This is a genomic window from Streptomyces sp. NBC_01450 (assembly GCF_036227505.1).
Taxonomy (GTDB): Bacteria; Actinomycetota; Actinomycetes; order Streptomycetales; family Streptomycetaceae; genus Streptomyces.
Window position 1 is genome coordinate 2,209,871 of the sequence record NZ_CP109480.1, and the last position, 25,176, is coordinate 2,235,046.

At 71.6% G+C, this 25,176-nt stretch carries 21 protein-coding genes; 13 read left to right on the plus strand and 8 right to left on the minus strand.

Features of this window, described 5'->3' with window-relative positions; translation table 11 throughout:
• Positions 1 to 124 precede the first annotated feature (124 nt).
• Positions 125 to 1,126 carry a DUF3048 domain-containing protein gene (locus OG568_RS10210; protein ID WP_385079202.1) on the plus strand — a complete coding sequence of 334 codons (1,002 nt, stop codon included), beginning with the start codon at positions 125 to 127 and terminating at the stop codon, positions 1,124 to 1,126.
• Positions 1,127 to 1,214: 88 nt separating this feature from the next.
• Here the strand turns inward: OG568_RS10210 and OG568_RS10215 are convergent, their stop codons facing one another.
• From OG568_RS10215 to OG568_RS10230, 4 genes are all read right to left on the minus strand, one after another.
• Complete coding sequence (locus tag OG568_RS10215) at positions 1,215 to 2,459, minus strand: vWA domain-containing protein (protein WP_329531196.1); 1,245 nt, start codon at positions 2,457 to 2,459, stop codon at positions 1,215 to 1,217.
• Entirely contained in the window at positions 2,456 to 3,718 is a 1,263-nt protein-coding gene (locus tag OG568_RS10220) for an AAA family ATPase (protein WP_329531197.1), read from the minus strand. Before OG568_RS10220 ends, OG568_RS10215 begins: the two co-directional genes overlap by 4 nt.
• A 115-nt stretch (positions 3,719 to 3,833) precedes the next feature.
• A complete protein-coding gene (locus OG568_RS10225) occupies positions 3,834 to 5,309 on the minus strand; it encodes a hypothetical protein (RefSeq protein ID WP_329531198.1) in 1,476 nt (491 codons plus the stop codon).
• Positions 5,310 to 5,398: 89 nt separating this feature from the next.
• Positions 5,399 to 5,902 (minus strand): MarR family winged helix-turn-helix transcriptional regulator, encoded by a 504-nt coding sequence (locus OG568_RS10230; protein WP_266588289.1) that lies wholly within the window; start codon positions 5,900 to 5,902, stop codon positions 5,399 to 5,401.
• 236 nt (positions 5,903 to 6,138) lie between these two features.
• Between OG568_RS10230 and OG568_RS10235 the strand changes: the two genes are divergently transcribed.
• From OG568_RS10235 to pcaDC, 7 genes are read left to right on the plus strand one after another with little or no spacing between them, the layout of a single operon-like run.
• On the plus strand, positions 6,139 to 6,894 hold the full coding sequence (locus OG568_RS10235; protein ID WP_329531199.1) for a CoA transferase subunit A: 756 nt from the start codon (positions 6,139 to 6,141) through the stop codon (positions 6,892 to 6,894).
• Entirely contained in the window at positions 6,894 to 7,541 is a 648-nt protein-coding gene (locus OG568_RS10240) for a CoA transferase subunit B (protein ID WP_329531200.1), read from the plus strand. The genes OG568_RS10235 and OG568_RS10240 overlap by 1 nt, the downstream gene beginning before the upstream one ends.
• Entirely contained in the window at positions 7,538 to 8,740 is a 1,203-nt protein-coding gene (locus OG568_RS10245; RefSeq protein ID WP_329531201.1) for a thiolase family protein, read from the plus strand. The genes OG568_RS10240 and OG568_RS10245 overlap by 4 nt, the downstream gene beginning before the upstream one ends.
• Before the next feature lie 10 nt (positions 8,741 to 8,750).
• Positions 8,751 to 9,527: a protocatechuate 3,4-dioxygenase subunit beta gene (pcaH, locus tag OG568_RS10250; protein WP_329531202.1), complete on the plus strand. Its 777-nt coding sequence runs from the start codon at positions 8,751 to 8,753 to the stop codon at positions 9,525 to 9,527.
• Positions 9,524 to 10,087 (plus strand): protocatechuate 3,4-dioxygenase subunit alpha, encoded by a 564-nt coding sequence (gene pcaG / locus OG568_RS10255; RefSeq protein ID WP_329531203.1) that lies wholly within the window; start codon positions 9,524 to 9,526, stop codon positions 10,085 to 10,087. The genes pcaH and pcaG overlap by 4 nt, the downstream gene beginning before the upstream one ends.
• Positions 10,084 to 11,427 carry a 3-carboxy-cis,cis-muconate cycloisomerase gene (gene pcaB / locus OG568_RS10260; RefSeq protein WP_329531204.1) on the plus strand — a complete coding sequence of 448 codons (1,344 nt, stop codon included), beginning with the start codon at positions 10,084 to 10,086 and terminating at the stop codon, positions 11,425 to 11,427. The genes pcaG and pcaB overlap by 4 nt, the downstream gene beginning before the upstream one ends.
• Positions 11,424 to 12,560, plus strand: coding sequence for a bifunctional 3-oxoadipate enol-lactonase/4-carboxymuconolactone decarboxylase PcaDC (pcaDC, locus tag OG568_RS10265; RefSeq protein ID WP_329531205.1), 1,137 nt, complete (start codon positions 11,424 to 11,426; stop codon positions 12,558 to 12,560). The genes pcaB and pcaDC overlap by 4 nt, the downstream gene beginning before the upstream one ends.
• A gap of 48 nt (positions 12,561 to 12,608) precedes the next feature.
• Here the strand turns inward: pcaDC and OG568_RS10270 are convergent, their stop codons facing one another.
• Positions 12,609 to 15,293 (minus strand): ATP-binding protein, encoded by a 2,685-nt coding sequence (locus OG568_RS10270; RefSeq protein ID WP_329531206.1) that lies wholly within the window; start codon positions 15,291 to 15,293, stop codon positions 12,609 to 12,611.
• A 222-nt stretch (positions 15,294 to 15,515) separates the two neighbouring features.
• Between OG568_RS10270 and OG568_RS10275 the strand changes: the two genes are divergently transcribed.
• The 3 genes from OG568_RS10275 (at position 15,516) to OG568_RS10285 (ending at position 19,057) form a co-directional block, all read left to right on the plus strand.
• Positions 15,516 to 16,805 (plus strand): MFS transporter, encoded by a 1,290-nt coding sequence (locus OG568_RS10275; protein WP_329531207.1) that lies wholly within the window; start codon positions 15,516 to 15,518, stop codon positions 16,803 to 16,805.
• 4 nt (positions 16,806 to 16,809) lie between these two features.
• Entirely contained in the window at positions 16,810 to 17,964 is a 1,155-nt protein-coding gene (locus tag OG568_RS10280) for an anhydro-N-acetylmuramic acid kinase (RefSeq protein WP_329531208.1), read from the plus strand.
• A gap of 88 nt (positions 17,965 to 18,052) precedes the next feature.
• Positions 18,053 to 19,057, plus strand: a complete 1,005-nt coding sequence (locus OG568_RS10285; protein WP_329531209.1) for a DUF2510 domain-containing protein — start codon at positions 18,053 to 18,055, stop codon at positions 19,055 to 19,057.
• A gap of 191 nt (positions 19,058 to 19,248) precedes the next feature.
• Here OG568_RS10285 and OG568_RS10290 read toward each other — a convergent pair whose 3' ends face one another.
• Positions 19,249 to 19,863 carry a TetR/AcrR family transcriptional regulator gene (locus OG568_RS10290; RefSeq protein ID WP_266588265.1) on the minus strand — a complete coding sequence of 205 codons (615 nt, stop codon included), beginning with the start codon at positions 19,861 to 19,863 and terminating at the stop codon, positions 19,249 to 19,251.
• Between the two features lie 274 nt (positions 19,864 to 20,137).
• Here OG568_RS10290 and OG568_RS10295 point away from each other — a divergent pair, with 274 nt between their 5' ends.
• Positions 20,138 to 21,028, plus strand: coding sequence for a phosphatase PAP2 family protein (locus tag OG568_RS10295; protein WP_329531210.1), 891 nt, complete (start codon positions 20,138 to 20,140; stop codon positions 21,026 to 21,028).
• Entirely contained in the window at positions 21,025 to 21,990 is a 966-nt protein-coding gene (locus OG568_RS10300; protein ID WP_329531211.1) for a DMT family transporter, read from the plus strand. Before OG568_RS10295 ends, OG568_RS10300 begins: the two co-directional genes overlap by 4 nt.
• A 104-nt stretch (positions 21,991 to 22,094) precedes the next feature.
• On the opposite strand, the gene OG568_RS10305 is transcribed toward OG568_RS10300, so the two are convergent.
• Both OG568_RS10305 and OG568_RS10310 read right to left on the minus strand, forming a co-directional pair.
• Positions 22,095 to 22,940 (minus strand): phospholipid scramblase-related protein, encoded by an 846-nt coding sequence (locus tag OG568_RS10305; RefSeq protein ID WP_329531212.1) that lies wholly within the window; start codon positions 22,938 to 22,940, stop codon positions 22,095 to 22,097.
• Between the two features lie 52 nt (positions 22,941 to 22,992).
• On the minus strand, positions 22,993 to 25,044 hold the full coding sequence (locus OG568_RS10310; protein WP_329531213.1) for a phosphocholine-specific phospholipase C: 2,052 nt from the start codon (positions 25,042 to 25,044) through the stop codon (positions 22,993 to 22,995).
• Positions 25,045 to 25,176 lie beyond the last annotated feature (132 nt).

Consider the following 25,176-nt stretch of genomic DNA (forward strand, 5'->3'; position numbering starts at 1 on the left):
GATCGATCCAATAAGTGGGCTGATCGGCCCAACTGGACGCGCGCGAACAGAAGTGGGCGGGTATGGCCACCGATGAACCTATGAGCGCACAATCGATGGCACGGAACAGGGTGGCACGTTGAGTATGCGACAGATGGCGCGAACGCGGTGCGGCGCGATGACGGCGGCGCTGCTGACCGTCGCCGCGGCGGGCTCTCTGATGACGGGCTGCTCCTCGGGCAGGAGCGCCGGCGACGACGGACGCCCCCCGGCGCCGAGCCGCGGCCAAGTGAAGGAGACGGGTCCGACCCAGAGCCCCTCCAGTACCGCCCACGCCGGTCCCGTGCTTGCCGTGAAGATCGACAACGTGGGTGCGGCGCGCCCTCAGACGGGTCTCGACGCGGCGGACGTCGTCTACGCGGAGCAGGTCGAGGGCGGTCTGAGCCGACTGATGGCCATCTACGCGAGCGAGCTGCCCAAGGCCGTCGGGCCGGTGCGCAGTGCGCGCGAGTCGGACCTGGAGCTGCTGCGCCAGTTCGACGAGCCGACGCTCGCCTTCTCGGGTGCCCAGCACAAGCTGCTGCCGGTCATCGACAAGGCACCCCTGCACGCGGTGTCGGCCGATCAGGGCTCCAGCGCGTACTACCGCAGTGCCTCCAAGGTCGCCCCCCACAACCTCTTTCTGCACCCGAAGCAGCTCATGCGCTCCGCGCCGGGGGCCGCCGCCCTCACCACCGGGTTCCACTTCGGTGCCGCCCCGGCGGGCGGCAGCCCGGAGACCTCCCGCACGGTGCGCTTCCCCGCGGCCCGCTTCACCTTCGCCTGGTCGGCGAGCAAGCACCGCTGGCTGGTGTCGATGGACGGGACGCCGACGGTGACGACGGACGGGAAACAGGTGGCGCCCGCGACCGTCGTCGTGCAGTACGTGAAGGTGCGCGACTCCAAGTACCACGACGTCCTCGGCAACAACACGCCGTACACGGAGACGGTGGGCTCGGGGACGGCGAAGGTACTGCGCGACGGCAAGGTCTTCGACGTCGACTGGAAGCGCCCGACCGCCACCGACGGCACGGACTTCACGACCGCCGACGGTTCGCCGATGAACTTCGCGAAGGGACAGGTGTGGGTGGTCTTCGCCAAGGCATGACGACGTGACCGTGACGACGGAGCCGTGACGACGAGGCCATGACGGCGGCGGGCGAACGGGAGCTGTCGGGCTCATCGGGCGGCGGGGACTACCCGATGACCACCACTCGTGCCCACGCGGGCGGCGAGTCCGGTACGTAGTCGGGGTCGTCCTCGTCCTGCGCCCCGGCCGCCCGCTCCCGGAGGAACAGACCGACCACCGTCCGGCACGGTGGTCGGTCGGGCCAGGGCGTCTGCCCGTCCGTCAGGACCACGACGACGTCCGGTCGGGGCTGCGCTCGGAGCGCCTTGGCGAAGCCCGTGCGCAGATCCGTACCCCCACCGCCCATCAGCGGTATCCCCTCGGCACGGCACAGCGGGTGCGCGATGGGGGCCGCCGCGTCGCAGGGCACCACGGTGACCAGGTCGCGGCGGCCGCCCACGGCGCGGGAGATGGCGGTGACCTCGAGCAGTGCGCTGCCCAGTTCAGCGTCACTGACCGACCCGGAGGTGTCGATGACCACGCAGACCCGCGGCGGCCTGCGCCGCAGGCTCGGCAGCACGGCGCCGGGCACCCCGGCCGAGCGCCGCGACGGCCGGCCGTACGTGTAGTCCTCCCCCACGCCGGAGGCCGAGGCGGCCGAGCGGACCGCCGCGCCCAGCAACTCGCGCCACGGCTGCGGCGGGTGGAACGCGTCCTCCGCCCACCGCCGCCACCCGTTCGGAGTGTCCCCCGGACGGGCCGTGATGCCCTGCGCCACCCGGAACCGGACCGCGTCCCGCTCCTGCGGGCTGAGGCCGTGCGCGCCGTCCGGGCCGAGGTCCCACTCGCGTTCGAGTCCGTCGGCGCCGCTTCCGCAGTCCAGCCAGGCCAGGCTCTGGGTGAGCGCCCCGAGGCTGAACAGGCGCAGGTAGTCCTCCATGAGCTGTCCCTCCGGCAGCTTCAAGAACTCTGGCGTGACGACGCCTTCGGGCCGGAGCAGCCCGTCGCCGAACGCGTCGTCGTTGATCTCGCAGTCCGCGGCGATGTTCATCCGCAGCCGTTCCCCCGGGCCGGTCAGTCCGCGCTCCCGCGCGACCCTGTCCCCGCGCCCGTGATGGTCACGCAGAAGGTGCGACACCTCGTGCACCCACACCCCGGCCAGTTCCTCCACCGGCGTCCGGTCCACGAACGCCGGCGAGACGTAGCAGCGCCAGTGCCGGTCGACGGCCATCGTCGGTACGCGCCGCGACTCCACGGTGTGCAGGGCGAACAGCGCCGTGGCCAGGTAGGGCCGGACCCGGGCGGCGTGCAGTCGGGCGGCGAAGAGCTTGTCGAGGTCCAGCGTCTTCGGTGCGGACGCAGGCGCCGTCATCGGCCGGCCTTCACCGCGGCCGCGGTCCGAGCCGCCGCCTGGTCCGCCCGCCGGGACAGGGACACCGCTCCGGCGAGTCGCTCGATCGCCGCCGGAACGTCCCAGTCCTCCTGGCGCAGCGAGGCGAGTGTGGTCGCGGGGACGACCACCAGGTCCGGGGCTCCGGTCTCCAGCGCCCGCACCAGGAGCGCCCATGCCGCGTCCCAGCGGGACTTCTCCGGGCGCCCGCGGACCGCGGCCACCACACCGTCGAGCACGGCTTGGCGGAGGTCCCCGCGCTCGGGCAGGTCGGCACCCGCCGGGTCGGCGAGCAGCGTCTCGGGGTCCGGGAGGTCCATCCGGTCCAGGCTTGCCAGCAGTTCCAGCCCAGGACCGTCCCCCACTGTGCCCCTGACCAGCAGGGAGAGTACTTCCCGGGAGGAGCCGGCCGCGGTGGCGAAGGCGATCAGGCCCAGGGTCATCTCCCAGCTTCGGGGCGACGGCCAGGGGCCGCCCCGGCGCGTCTCGTTGCTGGGCAGCCGGTGCACGAGCCCAGGGCGGGCGGAGAGCAGCCCGCACACCGCGCGGCGGGCGAAGTCCACGGCCTGTGGCAACCGCTCCGGGTCGAGCCGGGGCAGTGTCGCCCGCGGCCAGGTCCCGCCCAGGCCGCGTACCACGACCTCGTGGTCGTGGGTCCACTGAAGATGGACGAACCGGTTGGCGAGCGGCGGGCTCAGCTCCCAGCCGTCGGCGGCCGAGGACCGCGGATTGGCGGCAGCCACGATCCGGACCTCGGGCGGCAGCCGCAGGGCGCCGATGCGCCGCTCCAGGACGAGGCGGAGCAGGGCGGCCTGGACGGCCGGTGGCGCGGTGGACAGCTCGTCCAGGAACAGCAGCCCCCGGCCCGCCCGTACCAGTCGCACGGCCCAGTCCGGCGGAGCCATCGGGACGCCCTGCTGCGCGGGATCGTCTCCGACAATGGGCAGTCCCGAGAAGTCGGACGGCTCGTGCACGCTGGCGATGACGGTGGTCAGCGGAAGGTCCAGGGCCGCGGCGAGCTGTGTCAGGGCCGCGGTCTTGCCGATCCCCGGCTCACCCCACAGCAGCACGGGCAGGTCGGCGGCCACGGCCAGTGTCAGTGCCTCCAGTTGGATGTCGGGGCGCGGTTCGGTGGTGGCGTCACGCAGCAGCGCCAGCAACGCGCCGGCGACGTCCATCTGAGAGGCGTGGGCCGGGTCGGAAGGGGTGTCGGTCACGGCGAACGGAGTACATGTGGGCATGTTTCATCACCTTTGGGTCGTGGCGGAACGAGTGGGTGAGGGCTTGGTGGGTGTTTGAGGGGTACTTGATGGGTGCATGACGGCCGGGCGGGCGCGGGGGTCGGAGGGCCCCGGGTCAGCGGCCGGTCGTGTGGCGCGGGTGCGAGCGGTGCTCTCGGGGGCGGTCGGTACCTGGGCGCAGTCGGCCGGATCGTGGGCCTGGGCCGGTCATGCCCGCCCTGAACAGTCCGTAGGTGATCCGCCGCAGCGCGGCCGCTTGCAGTTCGTCCCGTAGAGGGCCGCCGCGCAGCACCGCGTCGGGGCCCAGCAGACCCTCGACGACGTCCAGCGCACCGGCGGTGTCCCCGTGGATCAGCCGTTCGCGGACACCGGTGAGGCAGTCCGGACGCCGGTGGGCCTCATCGATGGCCCGCAGGCAGGGAAGCGGCGTACCGGTCAGTGCGACCAGCAGTTCCTCCCGGTGGATCTCGGCCGGGTCGTGGTCCAGCGGCGCCAGTACCCCGTCGACCAGGCCGATACGGTGCTGGGCTCCCCGGCATTCCACGAGGTGCGCCTGCCCGATCCGGTCCGGTGTCCGGGAGGCACCGGTCGGGACATGCTCCGGCCCCCGGGAGGAAGTGGTCGGCGAATGATCCGGCACCAGCGCCGAGGCGACCAGCGGATGCAGCCGATCGACCTCGATCGAACCGGTGCGGATCAGTTCCAGGTCGGGCAGCCGCCAGGTGGCCGCGTCGGGCAGGACGGGCAGCGCGGAGACGCTGCCGTCCGTGGGCGCCGGCGCGATCCGCACACCCGGTGGCCCGACGCCGTCCCTGTCCACGACCACGTCCAGGACCAGCCGGTCCCGGGCCCCGAGCCGCACGGCGACGGTACCGGTCGTCCGTCCCTCGGCGCGGAGCAGAATCCCCGCCTCGGCCGCCCACCGGTCAACGGCACACCCGCGCCCCCGCGGCACGATCCCCAGCGGATCCGCATGCTCGGGGCGGCCGTCAACGGGCAGCCAGTCGCCCCCGGACCGCGGCCGCAGCTCATCGGTCCTGCGCGCGTCCCACAGATGGCGGTGCAGGTCGAGGCGGAACCGACGGCTGGGACGGGGGTGCGGATACCCGCGGACGCCGGCCCCGAAGGGGGACGGGTCGTGAAAGCGGTCGCGGGGTCCGTCGCGCGGTCCGGCCCACAGGGCGAGGCTGATCCGCTGGCCGCCGTCCGCCCAGGCCGGAGGAGTGCGGACCACGAGGTGCACCGGGCCTACGTCGTCACGCCCTTGGGCGTCGTACCGAGCCAGGGCGATGGTCAGCCCCGGGCGCAGCAGCCCGTGCGGAGCGATCCTCGGCATGTGCCAGCGCAACAGGTCGGGAGCCAGCTGGCGCAGATCGGCCCGGACTCGAGCGGCGAGGTCGTGGCCGTAAGTACGCGCCACGGAACGCAGGTTGAGATCGACGTCGATGCCTGCGGCGGCGCACGCCCCCGCCCAGTCCCCGGCAAGGCGGCGGGCGGTCGCAGTCTCGATCATGGAGGGCGGCACGGCGAACTCTCGCACGGGCAGCCAGAAGGAAAGGCGGGAATCCCCATTCGCGGTCTGAGTGAGCATCAGCACTCACCTTGCGCGGACGGGACCCCCATTCTGCCGACAGAGTGAGTCATCATCGCGCGGAGCCTAGCGCTCCTGACCGTGATCTGTCAGATGTTTTCACCTGGCGTCGTCTCCCGAAGGGACGCCTGGCGTTGCGTGGTGAGAGGTTCCGTCGGGTTGCGCAGCCCCTCCGCGGCGTCCGAGACACGCTGGATGAGGTCGAAGAAGACGGTCTGCTCCTCGGCGGAGAGCGGGGCCAGGAAGACCTGGTTCATCCGCGCCGTGCGCACGGTCAGCTTGCGGTGCGTACGCATCCCCTCGTCGGTGAGGCGCAGCAGGAAGCGGCGGCCGTCCTGCGGATCGCGCACCTTGTCGAGCAGGCCTCGGCGACTGAGCCGGCTGATGACCTCGGCGATGGTCGACCGGTCCAGGCCCACCCGCTCCCCCACCGTGCGCTGATCCAGTCCCGGCTCCGCGACCAGCGCGTTCAGCACCGCGAACTGCGGCGAGGTGATCTCCTCGGAGACCATCGTGTTCCACAGCAGATAGTGCGCCTGCTGGAGTCGCCGGGCGAGGTGCCCGGGGTGGGTGGTGAGGTCCACCGCGGCCATGTGCGCTCCCCCTGGATGAGTTCGTCATTTCGTTTGTGCACTGAACGATACCGCGCAGCGCCGGAATGCGTACCCATCCGCTCCAGGCCGCCCATCTGCGGACTCACCGGAGGGCTTGACGCCCCGGGCCGCTGGTGGCAGCGTGAGGGAAACCTCGCAGAAATAATCAGTGCCCTGACTAATTGTGCCCTGAGTAATTGAGGGTCTGGACGCTTGGAAGAGATGGGGCTTCACGGATGGACAAGGTGGTCGCCACGGCCCTGGAGGCGGTGGCCGATGTGCCGGACGGCGCGACCCTCGCGGTCGGTGGTTTCGGGCTGAGCGGTGTGCCGAACGTACTGATCGAGGCGCTGTACGAGCGCGGGGTCGGCGGTCTGGGCGTGGTGTCCAACAACTGCGGGGCGATGGAGTCGGGTCTGGCGGTGCTGCTGTCCGCCGGGCGGATCGCGCGGGTGACCGGCTCCTACATCGGGGCGAACAAGGAGTTCGCGCGGCAGTACCTGGCCGGTGAGCTGGAGGTGGAGCTGATCCCGCAGGGCACGCTCGCGGAGCGGTTGCGGGCGGGCGGCGCGGGGATCCCGGCGTTCTACACCCCGGCGGGGGTGGGCACCCAGGTCGCGGACGGCGGGCTGCCCTGGCGCTACGACGGCTCCGGCGGGGTCGCGCTCGCGTCACCGCCGAAGGAGGTACGCGACTTCGACGGCACCGAGTACGTGCTGGAGCGCGGGATCCGCACCGACTTCGCGCTGGTGCGGGCCGCGAAGGGCGACCGGCACGGCAACCTCGTCTTCAACAAGTCGGCCCGGAACTTCAACCCCCTCGCCGCGATGGCCGGGCGGGTGACGATCGCCGAGGTGGAGGAGCTGGTCGAGCCCGGCGCGATCGATCCGGACGCGGTGCATCTGCCGGGCATCTTCGTACAGCGGGTGGTGGCTCTCACCCCCGAGCAGGCCGCCGACAAGCGGATCGAGCAGCGGACGGTGAGCAGCTGATGGCGTGGACGCGTGAGGAGATGGCGGCCCGTGCGGCCCGCGAACTCCAGGACGGGCAGTACGTCAATCTCGGCATCGGACTGCCGACCCTGATCCCCAACTACCTGCCGCCCGGCGTGGAGGTGGTCCTGGAGTCGGAGAACGGGATCCTGGGCACCGGCCCGTATCCCACCGAGGAGCAGGTCGATCCGGACCTCATCAACGCCGGCAAGGAGACCGTGACGGTCCTGCCGGGCGCCTCCTTCTTCGACTCGGCACTGTCGTTCTCGATGATCCGCGGCGGGCACATCGATGTGGCCGTGCTCGGCGCCATGCAGGTCTCCGCGGGCGGTGACCTGGCCAACTGGGCCATCCCCGGGAAGATGATCACCGGGATCGGCGGTGCGATGGACCTCGTGCACGGCGCGCGCACCGTCATCGTCGTCATGACCCACACCGCCAAGGACGGCGCGGCGAAGATCCTCCAGGAGTGCGCGCTGCCGCTCACCGGCAAGGCGTGCGTCAACCGGATCATCACCGACCTCGGTGTCCTGGACATCACCGACGACGGACTGGAACTGGTCGAGTGCGCGCCCGGCGTCACGGTCGGGGAGATCGTCGCCAAGACCGCAGCCAAGATCCGCATCCCGGAGGAGATCCAGCCGTGAAGGACGTCTATGTCGTCGATGCGGTCCGCACCCCGATCGGCCGCTACAACGGGGCGCTGGCCTCCGTCCGCCCGGACGACCTCGCCGCACACGCCATCCGCGAACTCCTCGCCCGTACTCCGGACCTGGACCCCGCCCGGATCGAGGACGTCTACTTCGGCAATGCCAACGGCGCCGGTGAGGAGAACCGCAATGTCGGCCGCATGGCGGCCCTGCTCGCCGGTCTGCCCACCTCCGTACCCGGGGTGAGCGTCAACCGGCTGTGCGCCTCCGGACTCGAAGCCGTCATCCAGGCCGCCCGCGCCATCGCGGTCGGCGACGCCCACATCGCCCTGGCCGGCGGCGTGGAGTCGATGACCCGCGCCCCCTACGTCCTGCCCAAGAACGACCGGCCCTTCCCCGCCGGACACACCGAGCTGTACTCCACCACCCTCGGCTGGCGCATGGTCAACCCGAAGATGGACCCCCAGTGGACCATCCCGCTCGGCGAGTCCGCCGAACTCATCGCCGACAAGCACAAGATCAGCCGCGAACAGCAGGACGAGTTCGCCCTCAGCAGCCACCAAAAGGCCGCGAAGGCACACAACGACGGCCTGTTCGAGCCCGAGCTCGCCCCCGTGCCCATCCCGCAGCGCAAGGGCGACCCGGTCCTCTTCGCCGCCGACGAGTCCGTCCGCCCGGACGCCTCTCTGGCCGCGATGGCCAGGCTGAAGCCGTCCTTCCGCACCGAGAACGGCACCGTGACCGCAGGCAACGCGTCACCGTTGAACGACGGCGCCGCCGCGCTCCTCCTCACCGACGAGGAAGGCCTCAAGGCCACCGGCCGCGAGCCGCTGGCCCGCGTCTCGGCCACCGGTGTCTCCGCGATCGACCCGCAGTACTTCGGCCTCGCCCCCGTGGAGGCCGTCAACCGGGCCCTCGCCAAGGCGGGCAAGAGTTTCGACGACCTGTCCGTCCTGGAGCTGAACGAGGCCTTCGCCGCGCAGGTCCTCGGGTGTGTGGCCGAGTGGCCCGAGTTCGACCCCGCGATCCTCAACCCGCAGGGCGGCGCGATCGCCCTCGGCCACCCCCTGGGCGCCTCCGGCGCCCGCCTCGCCGGCACCGTCGCCCACCAACTCGCCCGCAAGGGCGGCGGAGTCGGCATCGCCACCCTCTGCATCGGCGTCGGCCAGAGCCTCGCCCTCGTCCTCGAACGATAGGAAGTCGACCATGGCCCTCACTCAGTCGGACATCGACGTCGAGATCAAGGATCTCCGGGACGCGTACGACAAGGCGGTCGCCGGCGGAGCGCCGGTTCGAAACCACCCGTCACGCGACTACCCCCCGTATCGCAGCTCCCTGCTGCGCCACCCCAAGCAGCCGCTGGTCGCCGTCGACGGCGGCGACCCGGAGACGGTCGAGCTGTCGGGTCCGGTGTTCGGCGTCACCGACATCACCGAGCACGACAGCGACCTGACCATCCAGCACCGGGGCGAGCCGATCGGCGAACGCATGACCGTCTCGGGCCGGCTGCTCGACCGCGACAGACGTCCCGTACGCGGTCAGCTCATCGAGATCTGGCAGGCCAACGCCGCCGGTCGGTACGCCCATCTGCGCGAGCAGCATCCGGCGCCGCTGGACCCCAACTTCACCGGTGTCGGGCGGACTCTGACGGATGATCAGGGCCGGTACAGGTTCACCACGATCAAGCCGGGCCCGTACCCGTGGGGCAACCACATGAACGCGTGGCGGCCCGCGCACATCCACTTCTCGGTCTTCGGCACGGCGTTCACCCAGCGGCTGATCACACAGATGTACTTCCCGAGCGACCCGCTGTTCCGCTACGACCCGATCCTGCAGTCCGTGACGGACCAGGCGGCCCGCGACCGTCTGATAGCCACCTACCAGCACGATCTCTCCCAGCCCGAGTTCTCCATGGGGTACGAGTGGGACATCGTCCTCGACGGTCCCTCCGCCACCTGGATCGAGGAAGGCCGCCCCGCATGAGCGAGCGACTGCTCCCCACCCCCTCCCACACCATCGGCCCCTTCTACGGCCACGCGCTGCCCTTTCCCGGCGGCGGCGAGGTCGCGCCGCAGGGGCACTCCGAGGCGATCACCCTGCACGGGTACGTATTCGACGGCGCGGGCAACGTGATCCCGGACGCCCTCCTGGACTTCTGGCAGGCGGCGCCCGACGGCTCCCTCAACGGTGCCCCGGGTTCGATGCGCCGCGACCCGTCGACGGGCGGTTTCCTCGGCCGTAACGGCGTCGACTTCACGGGCTTCGGCCGGGTCGCCACGGACGCCGACGGCCAGTACGCGCTGCGCACCCTGCCGCCGGGCAATGCCGGGCTTCCCTATATCAGCGTGTGTGTGTTCGCGCGCGGTCTGGTGCATCACCTCTTCACCCGCGCGTACCTCACCGACGGTGCCGACCCGCTGCTCGACTCGCTCCCGGCCGACCGGCGCGCCACGCTGATCGCGGCCGAGAGCGCGAACCGGACGTACCGTTTCGACATCCGCCTTCAGGGCGAAGGCGAAACGGTCTTCCTGGAGTTCCAGTGACAGCTGCCGGCCCGGTCCGTCCCGAGTCCGACGCGGACACCGGGCTGCTCGCCCCCGGGTGGGTGGGCTCCCCCGCGGCGTCGGCGACCTCGGACGGCGCGTTTCTGGGGGCGCTCCTCGATGCCGAGGCGGCGCTGGCCCGTGCTCAGGCGGGACTCGGGCTCGCCCCGGCCGCGGCGGCGTCGGCGGTGTCCGCCGTCGCCGCGGCGGACCTCGACGTCCGGTCGATCGCGCTGCGCTCCCGAGGCGGCGGCAATCCGGTGATTCCGCTGGTCGCGGATCTGACGGCGGCGGTCGGCGAGGAGTACGGGCCGTATGTCCACCGGGGCGCGACCAGCCAGGACATCCTGGACACGGCGCTGATGCTGGTCGCCCGCCGCACGCTGGACCTGGTCCTGGCGGACCTGGAGCGGACGGCGCGAGCGCTGGGCCGGCTCGCCGCCGCGCACCGGGACACGCTGATGCCGGGCCGGACCCTCACGCAGCATGCCGTGCCGACGACCTTCGGGCTGAAGGCGGCGGGGTGGCGGTCGCTCGTGCTGGACGCGCGGGACCGGCTCGACGTTCTCCGCCTCCCCGCCCAACTGGGCGGCGCGGCCGGGACGTTGGCCGCCTTCACGGCGTTCGGCGCCGAGGATCCGGGCACGCTCGTGGCGGCGTACGCCGGTGAACTCGGGCTCGCGGAACCGATGTTGCCCTGGCACACCCTGCGGACACCGATCGCCGACCTGGCCGGTGGACTGACCTTCACGGCCGGGGCCCTCGGCAAGATGGCGGCCGACGTGCTCACCCTCTCCCGCACGGAGATCGCCGAGGTCTCGGAGGGGAGCGGTGGCGGGTCGTCCGCCATGCCGCACAAGGCCAACCCGGTGGCGGCGACCGTGATCGCCGCCTCCGCGCGGCGCGCGCCGGGGCTGGCCGCCACGCTCTACGCGTCGATGGTCGCCGAGGACGAGCGGCCGGCCGGTGCCTGGCACGCCGAGTGGGAGCCGTTGCGCGAGCTGCTGCGGCTGGTCGGAGGCACCGCCCACCACGCCGTCGAGCTGGTCGAAGGACTCCGGGTGAACGCGGACGCCATGCGCGAACACCTCGGTCTCACCCATGGGTTGATCGTCTCCGAGCGCCTGGCCGTCGAACTCGCTCCGGTGCTCGGGCGGGCCCGCGCCAAGGAGTTGCTGACCCGGGCCGCCGAGCGGGCCGTCACCGGGAACCGGCCCCTCGTGGACGTACTCGGCGAGGAGCCGGAGCTCAAGGATCTCGACCTCGTGGACCTCACCGACCCCACCCGCTACACGGGCTCCGCGGGAGCCCTCACCGACCGTGCTCTGGAGCGAACGTGACCCGCAAACTGCTCAACCACCTCGTCGAAGGCCCCGGGACCGCTTCCGCCCTGCTCCTGGGACCCTCGCTCGGTACGTCCTACGCCCTGTGGGACCAGGTCGCGCCCGAGCTGTCCGTCACCCACCGGGTGGTTCGCTGGGATCTGCCCGGGCACGGGGGGTCGGCGCCGGACCTGATCGGACCGGACGCCACCGTCGGCGACCTCGCCGCCCTGGTCCTCGACCTCGCCGACTCGCTCGGCATCGACCGCTTCGCCTATGCGGGCGTCTCGCTCGGCGGCGCGGTCGGTCTGCACCTCGCCGTCCACCACCCGGAGCGTGTGTCGTCCCTCGCCGTGATCTGCTCCTCGGCGCACTTCAACGGCTCCAAGCCGTGGCAGGAGCGTGCGGAGCTGGTACGCCGGGAGGGGCTGACCGCGCTCGCCGAGAACGCGAACTCCCGTTGGTTCACGGCCGGTTTCACCGTGCCGCGGTTGGTCGAGGACCACCGGAACGCGGACCCGGCGGCGTACGCCGCCTGCTGTGACGCGCTCGCCTCCTTCGACCTCCGCTACCGGCTCCCCGAGATCTCCGCGCCCACCCTGCTGATCGCGGGCCGCCAGGACCCGGCGACGCCGCCCGCCCATCTGCGGGAGATCGCGGACGCGGTGGCGAGCGCCACGCTCGTCGAGCTCCCGGGAGCCTCGCACCTCGCGCCCGCCCAGTGTCCGGCGGCGGTCCTGACCGCGCTGCGGGCCCACTTCGGCGGGGGCGCCAAGCGGGGCATGGAAGTGCGCCGCGAGGTGCTGGGCGATGCCCACGTGGATCGGGCGCAGGCCCGGCAGACCCCCTTCACCGCCCGCTTCCAGGACTTCATCTCGCGCTACGCCTGGGGCGAGATCTGGACCGACCCGACGCTCTCACGCCGCGAGCGCAGCATGATCACCCTGACCGCGCTGGTCGCGCACGGTCACTACGACGAGCTGGCCATGCACGTCCGGGCAGCGCGGCGAGGCGGGCTGACGCCGGAGGAGATCGGCGCCGTACTGCTGCAGACGGCCGTGTACTGCGGTGTCCCGGCGGCGAACTCGGCGTTCGCGACGGCTCAGCGGGTGCTCGCCGAGGAGGACGGCGACGACGGTGCCGCAGGCTGAGCCTGCCCGTCCGCCGCGGACACCTCGTCCTCGCGCACGGCCTGGCGACTACCTCAGCCCTCTCCCCGTCGCCAGGACCTCCTCCGCCCTCGCCACCAGTCCGTCCGCCCCGCACGAGCGCGCCAGCGTCAGGCCCTTGCCCAGCTCCGAGACCGAGCGCGCCGCGATGCCGTACTCGACGCGGGCCGCCGCGTGTTCGTACTGGCAGGGCGAGGCCTCCAGGTAGGTGACGGCCTGGGCGGCCAGGCGCACCGCGCGCTGGCCCGATTCGAGGGCCGCCGCGCAGCGCAGGGCCTCGCCGATCGCCGTGTCCGTGCCGAAGTGCTCGGCCTGGCGGCGGGCGTCGGTGGCCAGTGCGGCGGCGCGGGCCGGGTCGTCCGAGGCGAGCGCGCGGGCGAGGTCGACCGCCCAGGGCGCCATCACCGTGTTGTGGTGGCCGCGCGCGACGGCGGCCTTCTCGGCGGCCTCGAGTTCGTTGATGCCGTCCTTGACGCGGCCGACGGCGAGCAGCAGCCGGCCGCGTACGGAACGGGTGTCGGGCAGCACGATGGTGGACGGGTACGGCGGTGCGAAGTCGTACTGTTCGGCGATCGCCCAGGCCTCCTGGACATCGCCGCGGGCCAGCAGCGTGTCGACGAGGCCGCAGGTGGCCGACCAGTACAGGGGCAGCCCGCGCCCGACCCGCTCGGCGATGCGCAGCGACTCGCGCAGGGCGGTCTCGGCGTCCCTGAGGCGGCCCCGCCTGCGGTGGGCGAGACCGAGGAAGGCGTGTGCCAGGGCGAGGTGGCCGCCGCTCCATCCGGCGCTCGTGTACGAGCGCAGCGCCTCGGAGAAGAGGCTCTCGGCCCGGTCGAGCCGGTCCGCGTAGGCGTACGAACTGCCCAGCATCATGAGGAGTTCGATGCCCCACTCGGTGTCGGTCCAGCCGAGTCCGGGCGCGAGGCGGCCGTTGACGAGGGCGCGGTCGCAGAGTTCCACGACCTCCTCGGCGCTCTCGCCCCGGGTCATCGCGTCGAAGCCGCGCAGTATCAGCAGGGCGCGCTCGGAGTTGTCGCGTCCGGTACAGGTCTTGACGAGTTCGGCGAGGCTCCTGGAGCGTCCCGGGACGTGGTTCTCGCCCGCGTGGATGCCCTCCCACATGTAGTGGACGGCCTGCAGTCGCATCCGGGCGGGGCCCGGGTCGAGGCGGGCGGCCTCGGTGTCGACCGTGCGGACGGCCTCGTCCAGCTGGTCGTTGTGGACCAGGGCCTGGGAGAGGCGGAAGACGGCGTCCACGCGCAGATCGCCGTCGAGGCCGGACTGGTCGAGCGCGGTGCGCAGATGGTTGATCGTGGTGGCGGGAGCGGTCAGGAGGGTGGCGCAGCCCAGTTCGTAGAGCACACGCGCGTGGACCTCCGGAAGCGGGGGTTCCGCGAGGGCGCGCTCCAGACAGCGCCTGGCCGCGTCGGGCGCGCCGACGGCGAGGTGTTCGCGGGCGGCCTCGCGCATCTGGTCGACGAGTTCGGGGTCGTCGTCCGGATGCACTTCGAGGAGGTGGCGGGAGGCGGCAGCGGCTCCGCGCCCCGATTCGGTGACCGCCCAGGCGGCCTGGCCGTGCATCGCGGTGCGCAGCGCGTCGGGGATCGAGCGGTAGACGGCACTGGCGATGAGGGGGTGTACGAACTCCAGGTCCCCGCCGCCGCTCAGTTCACGGCTCACTGGTCCGGTCGTGGTGAGGATGCGGGCCGCGCCGAGCAGTTCGGCGCAGCGCACGGCCTCGTCGTGCTGCATCCCCGCGAGTTGGGCGGCGAGGTCGAGGCCGATGCCGGTGCCGAGGATCGCGGCCGCCCAGGCGAAGCGGGTGGCGTCGATGCCGAGCCCTTCGAGGCGGGCGACGAGTCCACGGCCGCGTGCCGAGCGGTTCAGGGCGCGCAGCTCGGCGGCCGCGTTCTCGACCGGTTCCAGCTCGCTGTCCTGCACCTTGGCGAGGAGTTCGACGGTCTCGTACGGGTTGCCGCCGGTGACCGCCCACACCTCGCGGCAGAACGGGGCGTCCGCGTGCTCCCCGAGCGTGGCGCGGGTCAGTCCGGCGGTGGCATCGGGGGTCAGCGCGCTGAGTGTGACGACCGGGCGGGCCGCGGCGGCGACGGCCTCGAGCTGGCGGGCGCGCTCGCCGCTGACATCACCCGGCCTGCGGGCGACCACGACGAGGACGGGCAGGTCATCCAGGCGCTCGGCGAACGCGGCCAGCCACTGCAGGGTCTCCTGGTCGGCCCAGTGCGCGTCGTCGACGATCAGGACGAGGGGCCACTCGCGCTTGGCCAGCCGTCGTACCGCCGCGACCAGTCCGTCGCACACGCCCTGCGGGTCGGCCTGACGGTCGCCCGGTTCGGCGATGCCGAGCGCGGGTCCCGCGATGTCGTACCAGTCGCCCAGGTATTCGCGGGCCTCTTCGGGCATCAGCGAGACGATGGCGGGCTGCAGGAGTTGCCGTATGACGTGGAAGGGAACGGAGGTGACGGTCTCGCCGCCGCGGGCCGACCACACCGTGCAGCCGTGGGCCTCCGCGATCCGGCGCGCCTCGGCGAGCAGCGCGGTCTTGCCGATGCCGGCCTCGCCGCTGAACACCAGCAGGCTGCCGGAGGACGAGGAGTCCGCGCGCAGGGCCTTGACGGCCTCCACGACATCGGCGATCTCCGTGTCGCGCTCCCACAGGGAGGACGAGGCGGCCGGTCCCGGCCGTGCCTCCGGCATGCCGCTACCTCCCCAGGTCGCCCGTACGACGTACAGACGTCGAGCCTAGCCGTCCGGAAGCCGATGCGGAGGCGGGTCGGCTCACCTGTTGCCGGGACGGGTGACGGAAGGTGCGCGCGGGCGACGCGGTGGGGCGCCGACCGGCCGTGGTGAAAGTTTCGGACAGTCAAAAGCGATGAAAATGGCGCTAATTTTCCAAGGATGAGCGAGCAGGAGAAACCCATGAGTGCCCGCGTCGACGACTCCGTCCCGCGCACCGCCCATCCGCCGCGCCCGGGGCGTGGGGCCTTGCTGGCGGGCTCGGTCGGCAACTTGATCGAGTGGTACGAGTTCGGGGTCTACGGCTACTTCGCGACCGTGATCGCGGCGCGGTTCTTCACCCCTGAGGGCGGCAGCGAGGCCGAGGGGCTGGTGCGGACGTACGCGTCCTTCGCGCTGGCGTTCTTCTTCCGGCCGGTGGGCGCCGCGCTGTTCGGACGGCTGGGCGACCGGATCGGGCGCCGTCCGGTGCTGATCCTGGTGATCTCGCTGATGACGGCCGCCACGACGCTCATCGGCGCGCTGCCGACCTACGCCACGGCCGGCGCCCTCGCGCCGTGGCTGCTGACCTTCCTCCGGGCGGTCCAAGGTCTGTCCGCGGGTGGGGAGTTCGGGGGCGCGGTCTCGGTCATGACGGAGTTCGCGCCACCGGGCAGGCGGGGGCTGTACGGGTCGTGGCAGTCGTTCACCGTGGCTCTGGGGCTGCTCGGCGGTGCGGGTGTCGCGGCGCTGTCGGCGACGGTGCTGAGCGAGGGGCAGTTGGGCGACTGGGGCTGGCGGCTGCCGTTCCTGCTGACACTGCCGCTGGGGCTGGTCGCGCTGTGGTTGCGGCTGCGGCTGGACGAGACGCCGGTCTTCCAGCACGAGAGATCGTGGGAGCGCCCGCCCGGACGCGAGGTCGCCCGGGCCGTCGTCCTCGGCGCGGGGCGCGTGATGGGCTGGTCGGCGGCCGGATACACCTTCCTGGTCGTGCTCCCCTCGTACCTCCAGAGCGCCCTGCACACGGGCTTCCGCCAGGCGCTGCTCGCCACGGTCCTCGCCGACCTCGGCTTCGCGGCCACGATCGTCCCGGCGGGTCTGCTCAGCGACCGGATCGGGCGGCGCCCCGTGCTGCTCACCGGCGCGGGCCTGGTCGTGGTCCTGGCCGTTCCGCTGTTCAACCTTCTTCAGGACACGGGTAGTTCGAACGCGGTGAAGGGCGCCGCCGTGTTCGGGGCGGGTGCCGTCGTCGGGCTGATGGCGGGGCCGGGGCCCGCCATGCTCTCCGAGATGTTTCCCACGAGCGTCCGCCATTCCGGCCTGGGACTCGCCTACGCCCTGTCCAATGCCGTGTTCTCGGGCTGCGCCGGGCTCATCATCACCGAGACGATGAAACGGACCGGAAGCGTGGACATCCCCGCGTACTACGCGGCGGCGACGTGCGCCGTCAGTACGCTCGCCCTGGCCACGCTGCGCGACAACCGAGGGAGTTGAGCACGTGCGGGTGATCGGCCTGATGTCCGGGACGTCGTACGACGCGATCGACGCGGCGGCGGCCGAGCTGACCCTCGAGGGCGAGGACCTCGCCCTGCGGCCGCTCGGGCTGGTCGGCGAGGCGTACGACGGCGAGCTTCGCGAGGCCCTCGCGGCGGCGCTGCCCCCGGCGGCCACCTCACTGGCCGAGGTGTGCCGCCTGGACACCCTGATCGGGCGGGCGTTCGCGGCGACCGCGGTCCGGGCCGACCGTGAACTGTGCGACGGCAGAGCCGAGTTGGTCGCCTCGCACGGGCAGACCGTCTACCACTGGGCCGAGGACGGCCGGGTGCACGGCACGCTCCAGCTCGGGCAGCCCGCGTGGATCGCCGAGGCGACCGGGCTGCCGGTGGTCGCCGACTTCCGTCCCCGGGACATCGCCGCCGGCGGTCAGGGCGCGCCCCTGGTGAGCCTGGTCGACCTGCTGTGGCTGCGCGGCAGGGCGGGGACGCCGGTGGCGCTGAACCTCGGCGGCATCGCCAACCTCACCGCGCCGGACGGCACCGCCTTCGACACCGGGCCCGGGTGCGCCCTCGTCGACGCGGCCGTGCAGGGGCTGACCGGCGGCCGTCTGCGCTATGACGCGGACGGCGCCCTCGCCGTCAGCGGGACCGTGCACGAGCCGTTGCTGGAACGCCTGCTCACGGAGCCGTACTACGCGCTGCCCGCGCCCAAGACCACCGGCAAGGAGCTCTTCCACCTCGGTCATCTGCGCGACGCTCTGACCGGCTTCGGCACGCTCACCGCCGAGGAGGTCATCGCGACCCTCACCCGGCTCACCGCCCGTACGGTCGCCGACGCGGTGCGCTCGGTGGGTGCCACGGAGGTGATCGCGTCCGGCGGCGGCACCCGCAATCCGGCGCTGATGGCGATGCTGGACGCGGAGTTGCCGGGAGTGGCCCTGCGCACCTCCGACGCCCTGGGCCTGCCCGCGGCCGCCAAGGAGGCGTACGCCTTCGCCGTGCTGGGTTTCCTGACCCTGCACGGTCTCGCGGGCACCGATCCGGTGAGCACCGGGGCCCGGCATCCGAGTGTGCTCGGCTCGATCACGCCGGGACGTGGCGGGCTGCGGCTGCCGCCGAGAGCGGGGGCGGCGCCGGTGCGGCTGGTGGTGACATGACACTCGGTGGCGCTTTTGGAGCGTTCCTGAAACGAATCTTCCGGATCCCTCTCATCCGCCTTTCACCCACGGCTCATACGGTAGGTCCATGACGCAGGTGACTCCTCCCGGCTGGTATCCCGACCCCGGGCAGACAAGTGACAGTCCCGCCACCGAACGCTGGTGGGACGGCAAGACATGGACGGACCAGACCCGCCCCGTCGGGTCCGCCGCCGCATGGGGTCCCCCGACGCACCCGCCGGCCGCCGGCCCGTATCCGGCGCTCGCTCCGGGCGCCCCGCGGCGCGGACTGCGCACCGGCATAGCCGTCGCCGCCGCGATCGCGGTCCTCGCGGGTGTCGGAGGCGGGGTGTACGCCCTGACCAAGAGCGACGGCAACGGCGGGAACAGCGCCACGTCCCAGGGCCCCGGCGGACAGAACGGCGGCCAGGGCGGATTCGGCGGCCAGGGCGGCGGCAACGGCGGCCTCGAGGGCGGACCGGGCGGCGGTTCCGGCGGCTCGGGCGGTTCCGGGGGCCAGACCCCGGCACCGGGCCAGTCCGCGCAGCCGCAGCTCGAGGACGGCTACGCCACCGACCTGATCAGTGGCATCAGCATGCCGGTGCCCGACAACTGGACCGGCGGAAGCACCACGACGGGTGCCGTGCTGTCGACCAAGGACACCTACAAGTGCCCCGGCGACACCGCGCAGGACTGCCAGCGGGGCGGGGCGTACTCGGCAACCGCCGCGGAACAGAAACTGAAGTCCACCACGGCGGAGGCGGCGGCCAAGGAGGACATCTCCAAGAACGCCACCGAGTCGTACGGCAAGGGCTACGGCACGATCACCTCGCACACGGAGCTCGCTTCCAAGGCGGTCACCGTGGCGGGCGAGAAGGGCTATCTCGTCCGCTGGAAGGTCGTCACCAGCAAGGGTGACGACGGCTACGTCGAGTCTCTGGTCTTCCCGTCCCCCGCCGGCTCCAAGTCACTGATCGTCGTCCGCTTCGGCATCGACATCAGCTCCAAGGCGCCCAAGGAGTCCGTGATCGACGACATCACCAAGGGCATCAAGGTGGCGTCCGGCCTGAGCGGCAACGGGCAGAACGTCTAGGGCCTGTCCGGCGGATCATCCCGAAGACGCGAGGCCCTGGGCCGCGCAGCCCCGGACACGAATGCGGCCGGGTGGGGCGCCCCTCCGCTCAAGAGGAACCCCACCCGGCCGGGGGTGTGCGCCGCCCCCGTCCCCACGGTGCGGCGCCAGCAGGCCGTCGTCCGGTCATCCCGCGGACGGCGACCTGAGTCTCAGGTCAGGCCGAGGGCCGGAATCACGATGGCCTCGATGAATTGTGTGAGATACGCCGCATCGGCGTTCCGTCCTTCCATCACGGGACGTACCCGCACCACACCGAACAGCTGCGCCGGGATGAACTCCAGCGCCGGGTGGTCGGCGGCGACCTCGCCCCGGGCGACCCCGCGGGCCAGGATCTCCTTGACCGCGCCGATCTCGGGCTCGATGAGCGCGTCGCGCAGCGCCTCCTGCAGTTCCTTGTCCTGGAACACGGCGTGTCCGAGCGCCTGGTGCAGCTGACTGTCGCGACCCGACCAGTCCCCCGCCGCCTGCGCCATCGCGCGCAGGTCCCCCGCGAGTGTGCCGGTGTCGATGCCCGAGAAGCGCGGGCAGCTGTTGGCGCGCAGCGCGGCCGCCACGAACTGCGGCTTCGTCTTCCACTGGCGATACAGCGTGGACTTGCTGCAGCGGGTGCTCGCGGCCACACCCTCCATGGTGAGCGAGTCATAACCGCACTGGCGGATCTGCTCGAGCACGGCGTCGTAGAACTCCTGCTCACGCTGGGGCGTGATCTTGGAGCGGCGCGAGGCGACGACCGTCTCCGGTTCGTCCGCGGCCTGCGACGTCATGGTTCATCTCCTCGCTCGTGTGGGTGGCTCGCCCGGTGTTCCGCTTCACACAGTCTAATCGATACGCCACTGTACCGGTACGCCGCCGTATCGGTACAGTGGCGTATCGGCACACCGTCGTATCGGTACACTTCCGTATCGGTACACTTCCGTATCGATGAGCCTTGGACAGGACCCACTCCGCTCTCGAGTGAGTCTCGAGCGACCGAGTGGATTCTGTCCTGGGCTCACCGCGCACCACCCCAAGCAACACCGTCAGTAAAGGGGCCGGGGGATGGAATCCCGAACCGAGCCTGCCGAAGCAGAACCAGATCCGGCCGCGGCCATACGGCGGCCGTCGCCGCCGAACACCGCGACACGGCCGCCTCTCATACGTGAGCTCCTGCTCGTCGTAGGGCTCTTCGTCATATACAAGGTCGGCCGACAACTGGCCGACGGCCACACCCCCGAGGCCTTCCGCAACGCGAACCACGTGTGGGACTGGGAGCGGACGCTCCACCTGCCGAGCGAAGGGTCCGTGCAGAACACACTGCTGCACAGCGACACCCTGGTGCACCTCGCGAACACCTACTACGCGACCGTGCACTTCCCGGCCACCGTGGCCTTCCTGGTCTGGATGTACCTGCGGCGCCCGGTCCACTACGTGTGGGCCCGCCGGATCCTGGCCGCGGTCACCACCGCCGCCCTCGCGCTGCACCTCACCTTCCCGCTCGCCCCGCCCCGGCTGCTGGCCGCCGCGGGCCTGGTGGACACCGGACAGGTGTACGGGCCCACCGTGTACGGGGCACACCCGGCGACCGACAAGATGGCGAACCAGTTCGCGGCGATGCCCTCGCTGCACTTCGGCTGGGCGCTGATGGTGGCGATCGGCCTGATCGCCGCGACCCGCTCCCGCGGGCGCTGGCTGTGGCTGCTGCATCCGCTGCTCACCCTGCTGGTGATCGTCGGTACGGCGAACCACTACTGGCTCGACGCGATCGTGGCGACCGCGCTGCTGGGCATCGCACTGGCCGTGATCCGCCTGCCGCACGGGGCCTGGGCGCCCTGGCGCGTCGCCGCCGATGAAGCTTCCGGGGAAGCCGGCGGAGAAACCGGGAATTCCAGCGGGGCCGGCGGGGCTGGTGAAAAGGAATCTCTACCGGAGCTCGTGGGGGCAGGACGATGAACGCCACACTCGCCGCGGTGGTCCTCTCGCTCTTCTCGGCCGTGGCATACGCCGCCGCGGCCGTGGCCCAGGAGCGACTGGCCTCCCGGACCACCGACTCGGGCACGCTGCGGCTGCTGAGCAGCGGGGCCTGGTGGTGGACCGTCGTGCTGAACTGCTCCGCCGCGCTGCTGCACGTCGCCGCGCTGAAGTACGGCACGCTCACGCTCGTGCAGCCGCTCGGCGCGCTCACGCTGGTGGCCGCGGTGCCGCTCGGCGCACGGGTCGCCGGACGGCGGGTCAGCGCGGTCGAGTGGCGCGGTACCGCGCTCACCCTGATCGGACTGTCCGCGGTACTGGTCACGGCGTCCGGGCCCGCGCCCGACACCGTGCTGAGCGTGCCGCAGGCGCTGGGCGTGGCCGCCACGACGGCCGCCCTGATAGGCATGCTGTCGCGGCCCGGCGCCCGGCCCGGACTGCGGCACGCGACCGCCTCCGGGTTCGCCTCGGGTGTCGCCTCCGCGCTCACGCAGACGGTGACGGTGGCGGTGACGGACCGCTCCGGCTCGCTGCTCAGCGCCCAGGTGATCGTGGTGGCCCTGCTCGTCGCCGCCTTCGCGACGGGCGGACTGCTCCTGTCACAGACCGCCTACCGGGGCGGTCTGGGCGCCCCGCTCGCCGTCGTGACGCTCGCCAATCCGGTCGCCGCCGCGGCGATCGGCCTCTTCCTGCTCGGGGAGCAGTTGCAGGGCGGCGCGGCGGGCCTGCTGCTGGCGGCCGTGGGTGCGGGCGTGGCGTCGTGGGGTGTGGTGACGCTGTCGCGTTCGGCGCCTCAGCCGACGCTGCCCGAACCCCTGGTCGACGTCGACGCGACGGACGAGCACCCCGTCGCGGCGGTGCTGGCGCTGGAGCCCGGATCGGCGGCGTACGAGCCGTCGATGCTGCCGAAACAGTCCGGCTCGGGTCAGCTCACGTCCCTCTAGGTCTCCTGGAGGACGTAAGACAAGAAGGGCGGCCGCGGAACTCTCCGCGGCCGCCCTTCTTGTCTTGCTTGTCTTGCGGCGGTTCAGCCTTTTTGTGCGCCGGTTCAGCCCAGCCCGCGGGCGTCCTGCTTGAGCGCCGTGTCGACGGTGAGCGCCGTCGCGAGGACGAGACTCAGAAGGGGCTCGGGGAGCTGGTGGTGGATCTGGAGGACGTAGTTGTCCGCCGTGGTGAACATCGTCTTGGCGAGACCTTCCCAGGTCTTGGTGATCCGGGCGACCTCGTTGTCCGTGTGGTCGACGATGGCGAAGTTCCAGGCGCGCCAGTTCTCCGCCTTGATCGCGCCGACCTGCTGGCCGTTGACATTGATCGCGAAGTTGATCTTCCCGATCATGTTCTGCTGCACGATCTCGCCGACGAGCTGTCCGTCCGGACGCTCCACGATCACCCGCGACTTGATGAGCTTCGCGGGCCGAGTGAGCCGCAGTACCGGCTGCCCGTGGGCGTCACGGATCTCCAGCTTGTGCGTCATGTACTGGTCGAGGCTGGAGACGAAGCGGAGCACCTTCTTCAGGCCACTCTGACCGACCTCGACGACCGCGCCGAGCAGGTTGCCCTGCTGGTCCATGACCTTGTACTCGTTGGTCAGCTCGATCAGCTTGGCCTTCTGGTTCACCACCAAAACCGGCTCGGTGAACAGGGTTCCGCCACCGGCGCCGCCACCCGCGACACCCGCCTGCTGCTGCACCTGCTTCTGCACGCGAGGGTCGGGACCGGCCGTCGGCTGTCCGTACGGCTGCTGGCCCTGCTGCGGAACCGTCTGCCCTGCCGGGGCCGCCTGGTCCCCGTTGGTGTGCTCGGTCCACTGCGAGCCGTCCCAGTAACGCAACGTCTGGGGCGCCCCGTGCGGATCCGGGTACCAACCTGCAGGAGTGTTCGAATGCGTGGTCACCGGGGCACACTACCGTGAGTTGGCTGGAAATTGACCAGAGCCGAGATATCCATCAGACGGTGACGATTGCCGGGTCGCTCACACCCGGCCGGCCGTTCTCGACATGTCCGGCGAACCGCCGCAAGAACCCCGCGTCCGCGGTGGACACGACGGTCAGGTCGTACCAGCGCCGGCTCGCGCGCAGGTCCACCGTGTGCCGCACGGTCGCGCCGGCCCGCACCTTGAACGAACTCGGCCGCCCTCCGTAGCCGTTGGTGAGTTTGAGCTCGACGGTGGCGGAGCCCTTGTTGGTGAAGGTCAGCTCCACGTTCCCGCCGACGTGGCGCGCGGTGACCTCGGGTCCGGCGGTCTTGCCGGGGCCCTTGAAGACGCGCAGGAAGCCATTGGGGCCGTGCACCGTCAGGTCGTACGAGCCGCTGGAGTACGCCGAGTTCCAGGTGTCCGAGACGGTCTTGCCGGCCTCGGTCGTGTACGTCCAGGGGCCGTCGGTGCGGTTGCCGGAGGTGACGAAGAAGGCGGCACCGGCCTGGGCACCCGACCCGAAGGTGAGCGTGAACTTCCCGGCCGCCGCGTCCGCCGAACCGTCCACGAGGGGCGCGTACTTGAGCGGGCGGGCCGGGCGCGAGCCGCGCTCCTGCCGGGGCAGGACGGGGTTCGCCGGCGGGGTCGGCACATAGTCGGGGTGCCGGTCGTGGTCCGGCGGCTGGTAGCCGTCGGTGTCCGGCAGCGCGACCGGCTTGGTGTCCTTGCACGAGAAGTCGAAGGCGGCGGTGAGGTCGCCGCTGATCGCGCGCCGCCAGGGCGAGATGTTGGGCTCGTGCACGCCGAAGCGGCGCTCCATGAACCGGACGATCGAGGTGTGATCGAGGGTCTCGGAGCAGACGAAACCGCCCTTGCTCCAGGGCGAGACGACGAGCATCGGCACCCGCTGGCCGAGCCCGTACGGGCCGGCGGCGTGGCTCGCGTCGCCCTTGTAGAGGTCCGGGCCGACGTCGACGGTGGACTTGCCCTGCGCGGCGGACTGCGGGGGGAACGGCGGCACGAGGTGGTCGAAGAAGCCGTCGTTCTCGTCATAGGTGATGAACAGGGCCGTCTTCGCCCACACCTCGGGGTCGGAGGTCAGCGCGTCCAGGACCTGAGCGATGTACCAAGCACCGTAGTTCGCGGGCCAGTTGGGGTGCTCGGTGAACGCCTCGGGTGCGACGATCCAGGAGATCTTGGGCAGCTTCTTGCCCTTGACGTCGGCCTTCAGCTGGTCGAAGAAGCCCTCGCCCTTGCGGGCGTCGGTGCCGGTGCGGGCCTTGTCGTAGAGCGGGTCGCCGGGCTTGGCATTGCGGTACTGGTTGAAGTACAGCAGCGAGTTGTCCCCGTAGTTTCCGCGGTAGCCGTCCGGGATCCAGCCCCAGGAGCCGTTCGCGTCGAGGCCGTCACCGACGTCCTGGTAGATCTTCCAGGAGACCCCGGCCGCCTCCAGCCGCTCCGGGTACGTCGTCCAGTCGTAGCCCACCTCGTCGTTGCCGAGGACAGGGCCGCCGCCCTTGCCGTCGTTGCCCGTGTATCCCGTCCACATGTAGTAGCGGTTCGGGTCGGTGGAGCCGATGAACGAGCAGTGGTACGCGTCGCAGATGGTGAACGCGTCGGCGAGCGCGTAGTGGAACGGGATGTCCTCACGCGTCAGGTACGCCATCGTCGTCGACGACTTGGCGGGCACCCACTTGTCGTACTTACCCGCGTTGAACGCGGTGTGCCCGTCGCTCCAGCCGTGCGGGAGGTCCTGGATGAACTGCAGGCCCAGGTCGTCGGCGGTGGGCCGGAAGGGCAGCACGTCCTTGGTGCCGTCCGACTGGTGCCAGACCGACTTGCCGCTGGGCAGCGTGGAGGGGCGGGGGTCACCGAAGCCGCGGACGCCTCTGAGTGAGCCGAAATAGTGGTCGAAGGACCGGTTCTCCTGCATCAGCACGACTATGTGCTCGACGTCGTCGATCGTGCCGCTTCGATGCCCCGCGGGGATCGAGGCGGCCTTGGCGATGCTGTCGGACAGCGCGGTGAACGCCGCGGTACCGCCGGCGAGTTGGAGGAAGCGGCGTCGGTTCACTTGAGGCATGGGTGAGTGACCTCTTGTCCTGACGGGCCAGAGATGGCCGGGTGCTGATGGAACGTGCGCGTTTGGAGTGTTCCAAGAGCACCAAACCTCAGGGAAGGGTCCTGTGACGCCGATGTGAAAGTCGGCGGTACG